This window comes from Paenibacillus sp. FSL H8-0048 (assembly GCF_038002825.1).
Taxonomy (GTDB): Bacteria; Bacillota; Bacilli; order Paenibacillales; family Paenibacillaceae; genus Paenibacillus_AQ.
On the sequence record NZ_JBBODF010000001.1, the window covers coordinates 5,520,466 to 5,533,873 of the forward strand.

Below are 13,408 nucleotides of genomic sequence, written 5' to 3' on the forward strand. Positions count from 1 at the left end.
GATGACTTACACTTCATATGTTGCTCGAAAAAGTGGATATTATTGCTGCAAAGGAAAGCCGGCCGAGAGATCACCCTTTAATGGAGCCTGCCGTCACGCCTTCCACAATATAACGCTGGAGCGACAGGAAGAACAAGAGAATAGGCGTAATTGCCATGACGAGACCCGCAAGGGCCAGATCCCACTTCTTGGTGTACTGTCCGAAGAATTTGGTCACAGCTACAGGCAGGGTCGTCAGATCCTTATTCCCGCCGATCACCAGGACAGGCAGCAGGTAGTCATTCCAGATCCATAGCGTATTCAGGATAATGACGGTTACAATAATCGGCAGCAGCAGCGGGAAGACGATCCGGAAGAACACGCCGTACGGATTCGAGCCATCCACCCGCGCGGCTTCCTCCAGCTCCAGAGGCACGGTCTTGATGAACCCGTGGAACAGAAAGACCGACAGCGGCATCCCGAAGCCTAGATAACAGGCCACAATGCCGTATAGCTCGCCGCGCAGCTCCAGCAGGCTGGTCACCCGGACCAACTGCAGCATGAGTGACTGGAACGGAATGATCATCGCCGAGACCAGCAGCAGGAAGACGAAGGAATTGAAGCGTGTCGGCTTGCGCACAATCTGGTAAGCGGCCATCGAGCTGAACAGGACGATGAAGATTACACTTAGAATCGTAATGGTCAGAGAGTTGAAGAAGGCCTGCGGGAAGTTAATGGCATCCCAGACCTTGGAATAGTTACTCCAGTGGAATACTTGCGGCCAGGAAGCGGCATCGATCAGGATGTCCTTCAGCCCCTTGACCGAATTGCTCAGGACCAGATAGAACGGTGACAGGAAGACAATAGCCAGCAGAATGGCGGCAATTTCGAGGATGAAGTTGCCCGGGCGGTAGCGGCTGCTGTTCATTAGGCGGACACCTCTTTTCGTTTGGTAAGCCAGACCTGGGTGACGGTGATCAGGGAGACGGCGGCGAAGAAGAGCAGCGCTTTGGCTGTACCCAGGCCATACCGGTTGTTGATCAGCGCCTCCGCATAAATGTTATAGGCCAGCGACTGGGTCGAGGTGCCCGGCCCGCCTTTGGTCAGCGACAGGTTGAGGTCGAACATTTTGAAGGCATTGGAGGTCGTCAGGAACAGGCAAATGGTGATCGCCGGCATAATCAGCGGGATGTAGACGCTCTTGAACAGCTGCGGAGCGCGGGCACCGTCTATGCGGGCAGCTTCAATGAGATCCTTCGGAATCCCGGCCAGTCCGGCGATATAGATGACCATCATATAACCGGCCGTCTGCCAGACGAACACGATCACCAGACCCCAGAACCCGGTGCTTGGCGTGCCCAGCCAGGGCAGCTGGAAGAATGAAATCCCGGTCAGCTCGCCGATTGTAGCGAAGCCCTTGGTGAAGATGAACTGCCAGATGTAGCCGAGCAGAATGCCGCCGATCACATTGGGCATGAAAAAGACAGTACGGAGCAGCTTCTTCGTCTTCAGCGTCGTCATTAGAATGAAGGCCAGCAGCAGCGCAAGCACGTTGGCAGCCACAACCGAGATTACGGTGAAGCGCAGGGTGAAGACCAGGGACTCCCAGAACTTATCGTCATTCATGAAAATCCGTTTCCAGTTGGCCGCGCCGGTCCAGACCGCTTTGTCCAGATCCAGCCCGTTCCAGTCCGTGGAGGAGTAGTAGAAGCCAAGGAAGAACGGGGTGACCACAATGGTCAGGAAAAAGAGCAGACAGGGGCCGAGAAATACGATTTGCTGTCCCCAGCCGCGCTGTATACCTAGAGTTTTTCTCATATAGACTCTCCTTTGGGTAAGTTTGGGTAAGCTATCTACGGGTTCACAGCTTGATTATAGAAAGCCCGGGCCACCGCTAACACTTCATTTCATGCCGGGAAAAGTGGATTATATTGCAGGCCATACGGCCACATAACTTGTAGGAGGTTCCCCCATGTTCAAGAACAGCATCCGTACACGGCTGATGGCCTTAGTGCTGCTGGCGTCAGTGATCCCGTCAGGCATCTCTGTGACCTTCTCTTATCTTTATACGAGGCAGTCGGTTACGGACCAGTCCGTGAAGCAGAATACGAAGCTGCTGACGCTGGGGGAGGCGAATCTCCGGAGTTATTTCAGCGGCATGAATCAGCGGGCGATGTCGCTATATAGTGGAATTAATGTTCCCGGCTCCTTTTACACCACCCTGCTTACCGCCAAAAATTCCGCTCAGGCCCCGCCTGGCACGATTCTGCCGGACACCCGGGCCATCATCTCTACCCAGCTGTACAATCTGTTTCTCTCTGACCGCAATACGTATCAGATTCATCTGTATGTGAGGGCTGCCAGGCAGTCCAATCTGCTGCTTAAGGGGTATTTCCGCCGTGAGGATAACGGCAGCTATGCCGCGGCGAGCGGGCTTGCTGCAGGCACCTACCGACCATATCTCGAAGTGGCACATATGGACCATCAATATGGAGTGAAGTCCGGCTTCCCCAATCTGAAGCCGGGGAGCGTGCCGGTTTTTACGGCTCATTTTCCCATCTACCGGACCCCTAGTGACAGCGTACTGGCAGATTTGTCGATTGATTATACGCTGGGGGAGCTGGAGGGGATTGTGGAGTCGATGTACAATTCAGACACCGAGCGCCTGTATGTGCTGAATGAGCAAGGCGAGGCGCTGTTCGCCTCCGATCCGGACTGGATCGGGAAGCCGGTCACTGCGGGCTGGAGCCGTCTGCCCGCAGAGCAGGACAGCGGGCATTTCGCCTGGAAGAAGGACGGCTTCCAGGGGATTGTAATGTACAAGCAGATCAAGGACCCTCTGTTCAGCGGAAGCATTATCAAGCTGGTGCCGTATGAGGATCTCTACACAGACGCAAGGGTAATTACCCGGTTCAATATGGGCATCGGACTGCTGTTCCTCCTGATCGGGGGCATCAGTGCCGTGCTGATCTCCATCGGCTTCACCCGTCCGATCAAGAAGCTGATTCACTTCACACAGAAGGTGCAGACCGGCCAGCTGGATGCGCATATGGATGCCGAGCGGGAGGACGAATTCGGGCTCCTTACCCGCAAGATCACCGGCATGACCCGCACGATCAATGAGCTGATCGTTAAGGAATACCGGCTGGAGCTGGCGAACAAGACGAATCAGCTGAAGGCGCTCCAGGCCCAGGTGAACCCGCATTTTCTCTACAATGCACTGCAATCCATCGCCAGCCTGTCCTTGCGCTATAATGCGCCGAAGGTGTATGATCTCATCTATTCCCTGGGCAGCATGATGCGTTATTCAATGAATACCGAGCGGACCCAGGTACCGCTGCGTGATGAGATTGAGCATGTGCAGAACTATATGGTTCTCCAGACAGAGCGGTTCGGCGAAGAGAATCTGCAGCTTGTGGTTGAAGCGGGGCCGGAGACTCTGGAGCTGATCCTGCCGAAGATGATCCTGCAGCCGATTGTGGAGAATATCTTCAAGCATGCCTTCGCTGACGGGATAAGCGGGGGGCTGATCCAGATCGAGTGCAGGCTGGAGGGGGTGGCCAAGCTGGTGCTTGCTGTGAAGGATAACGGCCGGGGCATGAGCCCGGAGCGGCTGGAGGAGATTACGGCCTGCCTCAGAGGCAGCAGCCGGCAAGACCAGGAGGAGATCGGCTTGTACAATGTGCTGGCCCGCCTGCGGCTCCAGTTCGGAGGCGCAGCAGAGATGCAGCTTAAGAATAATGAAGACGGCCAGGGGCTGACCGTTACGCTGATTATTCCGCTGGAGGAGATAGACCGTTAATTTGGGCTTTTGTCCAGTGAAGCTCACAGCATAAATATTTAACACGATAAATGATCCTTAAAAGGAGCGGCTGAGATGAAGGTGCTGATTGTAGATGATGAGAAGCATGTGCGGGAGGCCATCCGTTATTTTGTTCCGTGGGACAGCTATAACATCTCCGGGATCTATGAGGCGACTAACGGGCAGGAGGCGACACGGATCATGGAGGAGCATCAGCCGGCTGTCGTGTTCACGGATATGCGGATGCCGCTGATGGACGGGGCGGAGCTGCTGGAATGGCTGCACCGGCATTATCCGCATACGAAGACGATTGTCATCAGCGGATATCAAGATTTCAATTATGTGAAGCCGGCCATCGTATACGGCGGTACGGATTATCTGCTGAAGCCGCTGAACAGCAAGCAGCTGATTGCCGCTGCGGAGCATGCCTTCAAGCTGTGGATGGAAGAGGAAGCGGAACGAAAGCGGCGGCAGCGCCAGAACATGCAGCTCAACGCGCTGCGTCCGCTCTACTGGGACAAGATGCTGTCCGATCTGGTGAGCGGACAGGCCTCGTTCCATGAGCTGAAGCTGTCCCTCTGTGAAGAGCTGGGGATGCCGATCGGGGCGCAGGAGTGCAGAATCGCCGTCATCCCGCTGCAAGCTGCAGACTGCCACCTGCTGCGGAGATTCCGCGGGGATGTGGCCTTGACGGCCTTCGTGCTGGCTAATGTCTGCAATGAAGTGATGGCCGCAGACCAGAACGGCTATGCCTTCCGCAATTGGCAGGGCGGCGGCGAGCTTGTAGTTCTGCTGTGGAGCGCTGCGGCCCAGGCGGAGGAGATGCTTAACCGCATGAATGAAGCCATCCGCCAGGCGTTTGGCGTTCAGCTGGATATCGGGCTTAGTCCGCTGAACCCGTTGCCGGAAGGGCTGCGGTCTGCTTTTGAACAGGCAGGACAGGCGCTTGCGGAGCGGAATCTATTACAGCGGGACGGGCGAATCCATCCCTTCAGAGCGCATGGGGACGGAAGTGGACCTGCACACGACTACGGCTTGGAGGAACGGCTGGATAAGCTTAGAATCGCCGTATTGTCCGGCGATCTGGAGCGGATGGAGCGGGTGGCGGAGGAGTGGGCCGGGCATCTGGCCGGGCTGCCGCTGCTCACGGAGCGCGTTCTGCTCCAGCAGCAGACGGAGATTCTGGGGGTTCTGAAGCGCTGGCGGCCGGAGGAGGAGCTCAGCCTGGAGCGCTGTTATGACGCCGAGGGGCTGTTCTCGGTGGAGAACTGGCAGTTCCGGCTGAAATCGCTGCTGCACCGCTTGTCCAAGAGCAGCCCGCAGGCCCCGGACAGCCGGCTCGTCCAGGAGATCAGGGAGTACCTGGACCGGAACTATGCGCAGGAGATGACACTGCAGCATATTGCGGAACGCTTTTTCATCAGCAGGGAGAACGTGTCGCGCAAGTTCAAGCAGGTTACCGGGGAGAATCTGTCGGATTATCTGACCGGTCTCCGCGTGGAGAAGGCGAAGACGCTGCTCCAGAATACGAATCTGCGGCTGTCGCAGATCGCGGAGCTGGTGGGCTATGAGGATGAGAAGTATTTCAGCCGTGTCTTCAAGAAAACCGCCGGCCTTACGCCAAGAGAATACCGCAAGCAGGAAGAAGAAGCGTGAGTATGTATCGTTCACAGCCTGCCTTTCAGCATTTCCCGGTCTGCAACCGATAATAGCTATATGGGCAATGAATACATAGCTGCGGTTATAGGGGAGAGCTGGATAATATGGACAATGATCTGGGAAGAACGATTAAGAATGACCTGATTAATGCCTATGGAGTGACTGTAATTCCGGCGGGAAGCAGACTGACTGCCGAGCATCTGGAGCTTATCCGCAAACAAAAAATCGACAGATTCGACATTCTTTTTGCAGATGAGGCTGACCAGACGCCCTCCTACCAGAAGATGGTCAACAATACAGTGGATCTGTCCAAGGAATTATTCGAATCCTACCGGATCTCCCGCAAAATCCCGCTGGCGGATATACGCAAGGAAGTTCTTCCGGTTATCCAGGAGATCTCGCGCAACCCGGATATCTTCGCCTTGTTCCATTCGGTGCAGGGCAAGGATGATTATACATATGAGCACAATGTCGGCGTTGCGGTGCTCTCTACCCTGATCGGGAGATGGCTGGAGATGAGTGAAGCGGAGCTGTCCGTGCTCTCCATGGCTGCAACTCTGCATGACATCGGCAAGCTGAAGATTCCCTCAGAGCTGCTGAATAAGCCCGGCAAGCTGACGGACGAGGAATACACTCAGGTGAAGAAACATACCGTCTATGGCTACGAGATCCTCAAAGAAACCGCCGGAGCCAATTCACGCATTGCCCTGGTGGCGCTTCAGCATCATGAGCGAAACGACGGCAAGGGATATCCGCTGGGGCTGAAGGACGAACAGATCGATCCGTACAGCAAAATAGTGGCCGTGGCCGATATTTTTCATGCGATGTCCAGCAAGCGCCCGTATCATGAACCGACGCCGTTCCATATGATTGTGGATCAGATGAGAAGAGGCAGCTTCGGCGCGCTGGACCCGCATATTGTAACCGTTTTTCTGGAAAATATCGTGAAGCGGTCTGTCGGGCGTGAAGTTGTCCTAACCGATGGCCGGGTCGGCGAGATTGTCTACTTGAACCCGCATGACATCGAGACTCCGCTGATCCGCATCGGGGATGAATATATTGATCTGAGCAAAAGAACGGAGCTTAACATCCGGGAGATCAGCCTCTGATTCCGGTCTACTGGTTGAAATAATCGGCCACTCCCTCAGCGACTGCTTGAGCCGCCTTCCGCTGATAAGCCGCTTTGCGCACAATCGATTCATCGTACGGGTTCGACAGGAAGCCCAGCTCTACAAGGGTGGCCGGCAGCGGATTCTCCCGCAGAATATGGTAGTCGCCGAAGGAGAGGCCGTTGCTGCGCAGACCGATGCCCTCACCCAGCCGGGTCTCCACTGCCCGGGCCAGCCGCAGATCATTCTGCTGCGAATAAAAGAAGGTCAGCGTGCCGGAGACATTCTTCGGCGATGAATTATAATGAATGCTGACAAAAGCGTCCGCACCGAGCTGCCGTCCGAGCTGCACCCGCTGGGAGAGCGCAGGCTTCTGGTCCCCGCGGGTCCGGGTCATCTCCACTCTGGCTCCCTTGGCGGTTAGATAATCCCGCAGGTACAGGGAGGTCTGGAGCGTCAGATCCTTCTCCATCGTGTCATAGGTTGTCCCGAGCATGCCGGGATCGGTGCCGCCGTGGCCAGGGTCCACTATGATCAGCTTGCCCCGGATGCTGCCGGATTTCCGTACCACACTCTGAGCCTGGCTATTCGAGCTGACCGTGCTTGCGCTGCGGACGGTTCCGCCTGACAAATACCCGGAGGATACCCAGCCGACCGTTCCTCCGGCGGTGCGGACCCGCGCCCACTCTCCCTGCCGGAGCAGGAGGGTCACCTTGTTGCCGGATTGCAGGGAGCCGACCACCTCATAACCGGTTCCCGGCCCGCTGCGGATGCGCAGGGAAGACGCGGTCACGACAGCCGTTCCGCTGGAGGCTGAGGTAGTCTTGACCGCTGCCGTGGCCGATGCCTTGGAGGCGGTGGGGCTGGAAGAGGCACTGGTGGAGGAGCTTCCACTGGTTCGCTTCAGGTAGTAACCGGCTACCCAGCCGGAGACAGAGCCGGCCCGGACCTTGAGCCAGCCATGCTGCTCCTCAGTTACGGTAACGGTGGCTCCGGCAGCCAGAGAGCCTGTGACGGCAGCGTTCGCAGCGGGCTCACTGCGTACATTCAGGGAGCTGGCGTACACTTTGGCTGTGTAAGCAGTTGCAGCATAAGCGGTAGAAGACGGCAGGACAGGTGCCAGTATGAATGAAGTCAGCAGACAGGCTGACAGAACTGCGGTATGTATTTTTTGTCGCATACAAATAAAGCCCCATTTCCCCTAGAGATAACATTCTATTACCCGTTTCATCGGCAGGAGAATACCGAAAAATTAAAATTGAAGATAAATACCTACTCCAACTACCGCTAACAACGCTGATAATTACAATCCTCTTATCTTCCTCTGCAGCAGTTGAATATCGCCCGAAGCCCTATTCGTTGGCAGGAAATGTCTGTATAATTATTACATATTGGGGAAACAGACAAAGGAGTGCCGCCGTGATCAGACCTAGATTATTCATTGGTTCTTCCAGAGAATCTATCCGCTATGCCAGGGCTATCCACGAACAGCTGAAGCGGACCGCCGAGGTCCATCCGTGGTATGCCGCAGCTTTCCGGCCGAATGAATACACCATGGAAGCGCTGGAGCGGAATCTGGATATCAGCGATTTTGCCGTCTTTGTGTTCTCGCCGGATGATGTAGCCCGGATTAGGGGTAAATATTATTATGTGACCCGGGACAACACCCAGTTCGAAATGGGCCTGTTCTGGGCAAGGCTGCGGCGCGGCCGGGTCTTCTGCCTGCTGCCGGATCAGGTGCCCGCCCGCGGTGATCTGATCCCGGGTGAGAATGTGGAAGAGTATCATTTGCTGTCGGATCTGTCGGGACTAACTCCGCTGGAATATGAGTGGCAGCATGACAATGTTACAGCGGCGGTGGATGTGAGCTGCGGCAAGATCATCGACAGTATTCAGGCACAAGGGATGTACCACGACCCGGCTGTAGAGCTGTTGCAGCTTCGGGCAGAGCTTAGGCGAAAAGAAAGTATCCTTCACTTCTTTTGGCAATATAATAATAATGTAACGCCGCCGCAGGCAGGCGAGAAATATCAGGCACTGAGCGAAGCTGTCCGCAATTCCTTCCTGCCCCCGGAGGATTGCCGGGTCATCGGAGCGGCCATGTGGCGGGCCGAAGCGGAAACGGCCCTGAAGCAGGTCGGCGGCAATGTGGGACGCGGGCAGATGTATCCGTTCTCCGCCTTCGAGGACGGGAGTGTGAAGCCGGGGGTGCTGGATGCTTTTTTGGCAAAAGAATGGACTTTTTTACAGCGTACGGAAGTTGCGGAGGTATATATCCTATGCTATCCTTTAGGTAAGAACCATGTGCTGTCCGTGCACTTCTCAGGAAGTCAGGGATTATCGGCAGAGGATATTACAGCAGTCGTGGCCTATAACCGGGATTTGTTCCGCACCGTCAATCATTTAGTGGGAGGGGACTAACAGGATGAAGAATATGAAGAATGCCGTTAGTGTATCCAGTACTGTCCGCCGGTCTGCAAGCGGTGACGGCAACAGCGCGGGAGGCAAAGGCCGCACAAGACGCAAATCCGGCCCCAAGCTTACGCCCTCAGCGTCAAGCGTGTATTTGGCACCATCCGTGGAGGGTGGCGACGACGAGTACAAGAAGCTGATCAGCGGTAAAGTGGATAATAACAAGCCATCATTTGCCTGAACATTGGCTAAATCATATTATTGAACAGGTCCCCAGCGATTGCTGGGGGCTTTTTTTGTATTTTGAACGAATGGTGGAACGAAGAACGAATGAAGGAACGAACGGCCGCCGCCACTTAGGTTAGAAGCTCTCCTGATGCGCCTGCTCACTCACATCCGTGGCTTTCTCCGTCTGCCGGGTCTTGAATTTAAACTAATATAAGAATTAGGGTGATTCTGTGGACTCTGCTGGAAGCGGGCCGAGTGCTGCGGCGGGGATTAGAGGGGATGGGGATGGGGATAGGGAAAGTGAGAGTGAGAGTGAGAGTGAGAGGGAGAGGGAGAGGGAGAGGGAGAGGGATAAGTCCCTTTGGTGGCGCTTAAAAGTGGGCTGGACGGGGAAATGAGAGGGATAAATCCCCTTGGTGGTGCTGAAAGTGGGCCGGATGGGGAAATGAGAGGGATAAATCCCCTTGGTGACGCTGAAAAGTGGGCCAGATGAGAAAATGAGAGGGATAAATCCCCTTGATGGAGCTGAAAAGTGGGCCGGATGGGGAAATGAGAGGGATAAATCCCCTTGATGGTGCTGAAAGTAGGTCGGATGAGGAGTGCAAGTTGGTTAAATGAGCAAATCAGGAGCACAAGTACACCTGAATCAAGGAAAAGTTAGTTAGATGAGCAAATCAGGAGCACAAGTGCCCCTGAATCGAGTAAAAGTTAGTTAAACGAGCAAATCAGGAGCACAAGTGCACCTGATTCAAGTAGCTGTTAGTTAAATGAGCCAATCAGTTAGGCGGCACCCCATCCCGCGCAATAGTCCCCTATTGCGCGGAGGCAATTCCGCGCGGGTTCTTCGCAAGCTCGCGGCGCACCACCGGGGCGACCTCGGTGGCGAGCAGTTCAATGGCGGCGGCTACCTTGGGGTAGGGGAGGCCGCCGATGTCGAGTTGGGTCATGAAGCGGTTATGGCCGAACAGCTCATGCTGATAGAGAATCTTCTCGATAATCTGTTGCGGGCTGCCCACGGCCAGGGTGTTGTCCGGGGAGGTGAACCTGCCGAATTCGCTGCGGGAGATCCGGTACTCCTGACCGGGGCGCGGGCTGATGCTGTTACGGTAGCTGTAGTAATAAGGATAATACTCATCCAGTGCCTGCTGAGAGGTCTTGGCAATGTAGCCATGGCTGGTGATGGCGATCTTCAGGTCCTCCGGCTGGTGGCCGGCGGCGGCCCCGGCGCGGCGGTAGGTGCCGGCCAGGTTCTGGAACGGCTCCGGGCTGCCGCTCAGGATCGCGATCGCCATGCCGATGCCAAGGGCCCCGGCCTTCGCTGCGCTCTCGGCCGAGCCGCCGATGCCGACCCAGAGCGGCAGCTTCTGCTGGAGCGGACGCGGAGCAATCTCGGCGTTATGCAGCGGGGAGCGGAATTTGCCCTGCCAGTTCATGACCTCATGCTGGTTCAGGGTGAGCAGCAGATCGAGATTCTCGCTGAATAGCTGCTTGTAATCCTCCAGCTCGTAGCCGAATAGCGGGAACGATTCCAGAAAAGCGCCGCGCCCGGCAATAATCTCAGCCCGCCCGTCCGACAGCAGGTCCAGGGTGGCGAAATCCTCGAAAACCCGCACGGGATCAATGGTGCTTAGCACGGTCGTGGCGCTGGTGAGCTTGATCCGCTGTGTAACCTGGGCAATGGCCGCTAGGACAACGGGCACCGAAGAGATCACGAAATCCAGCCGGTGATGCTCCCCGACGCCGAACACATCCAGCCCGGCCTCATCGGCCAGCTTCGCGGCGGCAATCACTTCCTTCAGGCGCTGGGCGGGGCTGATACGTTGTCCGGTATGGCAATCGGTGACGATATCGCCCAATGTATAAATGCCGAATTCAAACTCCGGCAGGCTTGCTTCTTTGGCTTTCGTATTCGCTTGTATATCCGCTTGCGCATCCGCTTCTATATTCGCTTGAGTATTTAGTTGCTCATTAGCTTGTGTATTTCCTTCATTGTTCCCTTGATCATTCATGGTACAGACCCCTTATCATCCATAATAGTGAGCAGCAGTTATCTTGTAAGCTTGTCCGTTAATGCAAAGATATAGCCCAGTATAACACATATACTTACTAATTGTAAGTATATGAGTGGAAGTTTGCGAACTTATTAACATTTGCTGTTTCATCGTGGCTGCTTCCTAGTTACTGTTTCATAGTTTTAGAAGAATGTCAGTACTAAATCAAATTAATCCGCCCGGATATTGTGTATTTTTATTGACAGATCACCTGGGGGGTGATATTTTAAATTTACAAATTCCAATCAACTTACTTTGGATTATAATTTGCCGACTGTACATACAGAGGTGCCTGCGTGATTGCTGCGCGAGGTTCTTCTGTTTTTTTGTTGAAAGATAAGAATTTATATGCTTCTCGCTATAACTATTCTTATCTTTCTCGCTGAAACGGTACCGTCCTTTTAAAAGGACGGAAAAGCCGTTTCCACTTGCTAAGGGAATTCAGCCAGAAGGAGGAGCAGATATGGGCGAGGCTTTGTTGTCTATCACAGAACTGAATAAGCACTTTGGTACCGCCGGGGGCCTGGTGCATGCGCTGGAGGATGTGGAGCTGGAGGTGCAGGAGGGTGAGTTCATTACGGTGATTGGACCCAGCGGCTGCGGCAAAAGCACCCTGCTGCGCATCATCGCCGGTCTGGATACCGGCTATACGGGCAGTGTTACTTTGGAGGGGGCAGCGATCAGCGGGCCGGGAATCGATAAGGGGTTTATTTTTCAGGAGCACCGCTTGTTTCCCTGGCTTACGGTAGAGAAGAATATTGCCTCGGATCTGCCGCTGGGCAGGCCGGATATCCGGCAGCGGGTAGATGAGCTGATTGAGCTGGTGAAGCTTGGCGGCTTCGAGAAATCCTATCCCCGCGAGCTGTCGGGAGGGATGGCCCAGCGGGTAGCGATTGCCCGGGCGCTGCTGCGCAGTCCCAAGGTTCTGCTGCTGGATGAGCCCTTTGGTGCGCTGGATGCTTTTACCCGGGCGCATATGCAGGCGGTGCTGCTCGACATTTGGCGGCGTAACCGGACAACGATGATTTTTGTGACACATGATATTGATGAAGCCGTGTTCCTGGGCAACCGGGTGGTCATTCTGGAGCCCCGTCCCGGGCGAATCCGCAAAATCGTTCCCATTGACCTGCCGTATCCGCGCACCAAAACTACAACCTCCTTTCAGGAGCTGCGGCTCAAGGTCTTGAATTACTTCGAGAAGGTGGATGAGCTGGAGCTGAAGGACGGGGCTGGAATATAAAGTAAACCAGATGCTTATTGTGGTAAGGCTAAGCGCTGATTTATATCTGACTTAATCCATACGAATATATTAATTCATTCAGAAGGAGGGACAGCCATGGCTCAAAGAACTGCAGCAGCAGGAAATGCCGGAAGAACCGGACGGTCTGATGGACCCGGAAAAGTGGTCATTGCCGGTCTGGGGCTGCTGCTTCCGGCAGGAGTGCTGATCCTGTGGCAGATGCTGGGCCATTACGGAGTGATCTCGGAGATGCTGTTCCCGACGCCTTATACGATTGCCCAGTCCTTCATTACGCTGGCGTCTGCCGGGGATTTATGGAGCAACCTGAGAATCAGTGCCCTGCGGGCATTGTCAGGCTTTCTGCTTGGCGGCGGGCTCGGCCTGTTCTTTGGCATACTGGTCGGATTATTCCGCCGGTCGGAGAAGCTGCTGGACCCCTCGCTGCAAATGATCCGGATGATTCCGAGCCTTGCCGTAGTGCCGCTGTTCATTCTCTGGTTCGGCATCGGCGAAGAATCCAAGGTGCTGCTGATTGCCAAAGGCGCGTTTTTCCCGGTCTATATCAATACCTTTATCGGTATACGCGGGACGGATAACAAGCTGTTTGAGGTAGCCAGAGTCCTTGGCTTCAGCAGAGGGAAGCAGATTGTACGGCTGGTGCTGCCTGCGGCGGTACCGAATATTATGCTCGGGGTGCGTTTGTCGCTGGGACTCTCCTGGCTGGGACTGGTGGTCGCGGAGCTTATTGCTTCTACCTCGGGGATCGGCTACATGATGTCAGATGCCCGCCAGTTCGCTGATACGCCGGTTGTATTTGTCGGAATTATTATATTTGCCGCTGTCGGGCTGCTGAGTGACACGATTGTCCGCCTGGTTGAACAGCGTCTGCTCCGGTGGCGGGACAGTTATCAGGGATAGGAGGGGAAGC

Annotated in this window: 11 protein-coding genes; 7 read left to right on the top strand and 4 right to left on the bottom strand. The window is 55.2% G+C overall.

Features of this window, described 5'->3' with window-relative positions:
- Positions 1-70: 70 nt before the first annotated feature.
- A complete protein-coding gene (locus tag NSU18_RS23865; protein ID WP_036730441.1) occupies positions 71-907 on the bottom strand; it encodes a carbohydrate ABC transporter permease in 837 nt (278 codons plus the stop codon).
- Positions 907-1,797 (bottom strand): carbohydrate ABC transporter permease, encoded by an 891-nt coding sequence (locus NSU18_RS23870; RefSeq protein ID WP_036730439.1) that lies wholly within the window; start codon positions 1,795-1,797, stop codon positions 907-909. The genes NSU18_RS23865 and NSU18_RS23870 overlap by 1 nt, the downstream gene beginning before the upstream one ends.
- Positions 1,798-1,951: 154 nt before the next feature.
- Between NSU18_RS23870 and NSU18_RS23875 the strand changes: the two genes are divergently transcribed.
- The 3 genes from NSU18_RS23875 (at position 1,952) to NSU18_RS23885 (ending at position 6,549) form a co-directional block, all read left to right on the top strand.
- Positions 1,952-3,781, top strand: a complete 1,830-nt coding sequence (locus tag NSU18_RS23875; RefSeq protein WP_341150220.1) for a sensor histidine kinase — start codon at positions 1,952-1,954, stop codon at positions 3,779-3,781.
- A gap of 75 nt (positions 3,782-3,856) precedes the next feature.
- Positions 3,857-5,437, top strand: coding sequence for a response regulator (locus NSU18_RS23880; protein ID WP_341150221.1), 1,581 nt, complete (start codon positions 3,857-3,859; stop codon positions 5,435-5,437).
- Positions 5,438-5,544: 107 nt separating this feature from the next.
- Positions 5,545-6,549: an HD-GYP domain-containing protein gene (locus NSU18_RS23885; protein ID WP_341016515.1), complete on the top strand. Its 1,005-nt coding sequence runs from the start codon at positions 5,545-5,547 to the stop codon at positions 6,547-6,549.
- 7 nt (positions 6,550-6,556) lie between these two features.
- Here the strand turns inward: NSU18_RS23885 and NSU18_RS23890 are convergent, their stop codons facing one another.
- Positions 6,557-7,729, bottom strand: a complete 1,173-nt coding sequence (locus NSU18_RS23890; protein ID WP_341150222.1) for an N-acetylmuramoyl-L-alanine amidase — start codon at positions 7,727-7,729, stop codon at positions 6,557-6,559.
- 239 nt (positions 7,730-7,968) lie between these two features.
- Between NSU18_RS23890 and NSU18_RS23895 the strand changes: the two genes are divergently transcribed.
- On the top strand, positions 7,969-8,970 hold the full coding sequence (locus tag NSU18_RS23895) for a TIR domain-containing protein (RefSeq protein ID WP_341150223.1): 1,002 nt from the start codon (positions 7,969-7,971) through the stop codon (positions 8,968-8,970).
- A gap of 4 nt (positions 8,971-8,974) precedes the next feature.
- A complete protein-coding gene (locus tag NSU18_RS23900; RefSeq protein ID WP_341016518.1) occupies positions 8,975-9,202 on the top strand; it encodes a hypothetical protein in 228 nt (75 codons plus the stop codon).
- Between the two features lie 799 nt (positions 9,203-10,001).
- On the opposite strand, the gene NSU18_RS23905 is transcribed toward NSU18_RS23900, so the two are convergent.
- Entirely contained in the window at positions 10,002-11,198 is a 1,197-nt protein-coding gene (locus NSU18_RS23905) for an LLM class flavin-dependent oxidoreductase (protein ID WP_341016522.1), read from the bottom strand.
- A gap of 505 nt (positions 11,199-11,703) precedes the next feature.
- On the opposite strand from NSU18_RS23905, the gene NSU18_RS23910 reads away from it, so the two are divergent.
- Positions 11,704-12,480 carry an ABC transporter ATP-binding protein gene (locus NSU18_RS23910; protein WP_341016523.1) on the top strand — a complete coding sequence of 259 codons (777 nt, stop codon included), beginning with the start codon at positions 11,704-11,706 and terminating at the stop codon, positions 12,478-12,480.
- Between the two features lie 96 nt (positions 12,481-12,576).
- The gene (locus tag NSU18_RS23915; RefSeq protein WP_341150224.1) at positions 12,577-13,398 is read left to right on the top strand and encodes an ABC transporter permease; all 822 of its coding nucleotides are present in this window, start codon (positions 12,577-12,579) and stop codon (positions 13,396-13,398) included.
- The last annotated feature ends 10 nt before the right edge of the window (positions 13,399-13,408 follow it).

What these genes read in the sequence shown, in the direction of transcription:
- NSU18_RS23885 (WP_341016515.1), top strand. Translation starts at nt 5,545, where the DNA reads ATGGACAATGATCTGGGAAGAACGATTAAGAATGACCTGATTAATGCC.
- NSU18_RS23910 (WP_341016523.1), top strand. Translation starts at nt 11,704, where the DNA reads ATGGGCGAGGCTTTGTTGTCTATCACAGAACTGAATAAGCACTTTGGT.
- NSU18_RS23865 (WP_036730441.1), bottom strand. Translation starts at nt 907, where the DNA reads ATGAACAGCAGCCGCTACCGCCCGGGCAACTTCATCCTCGAAATTGCC.
- NSU18_RS23890 (WP_341150222.1), bottom strand. Translation starts at nt 7,729, where the DNA reads ATGCGACAAAAAATACATACCGCAGTTCTGTCAGCCTGTCTGCTGACT.
- NSU18_RS23875 (WP_341150220.1), top strand. Translation starts at nt 1,952, where the DNA reads ATGTTCAAGAACAGCATCCGTACACGGCTGATGGCCTTAGTGCTGCTG.
- NSU18_RS23900 (WP_341016518.1), top strand. Translation starts at nt 8,975, where the DNA reads ATGAAGAATATGAAGAATGCCGTTAGTGTATCCAGTACTGTCCGCCGG.
- NSU18_RS23880 (WP_341150221.1), top strand. Translation starts at nt 3,857, where the DNA reads ATGAAGGTGCTGATTGTAGATGATGAGAAGCATGTGCGGGAGGCCATC.
- NSU18_RS23870 (WP_036730439.1), bottom strand. Translation starts at nt 1,797, where the DNA reads ATGAGAAAAACTCTAGGTATACAGCGCGGCTGGGGACAGCAAATCGTA.
- NSU18_RS23915 (WP_341150224.1), top strand. Translation starts at nt 12,577, where the DNA reads ATGGCTCAAAGAACTGCAGCAGCAGGAAATGCCGGAAGAACCGGACGG.
- NSU18_RS23905 (WP_341016522.1), bottom strand. Translation starts at nt 11,198, where the DNA reads ATGAATGATCAAGGGAACAATGAAGGAAATACACAAGCTAATGAGCAA.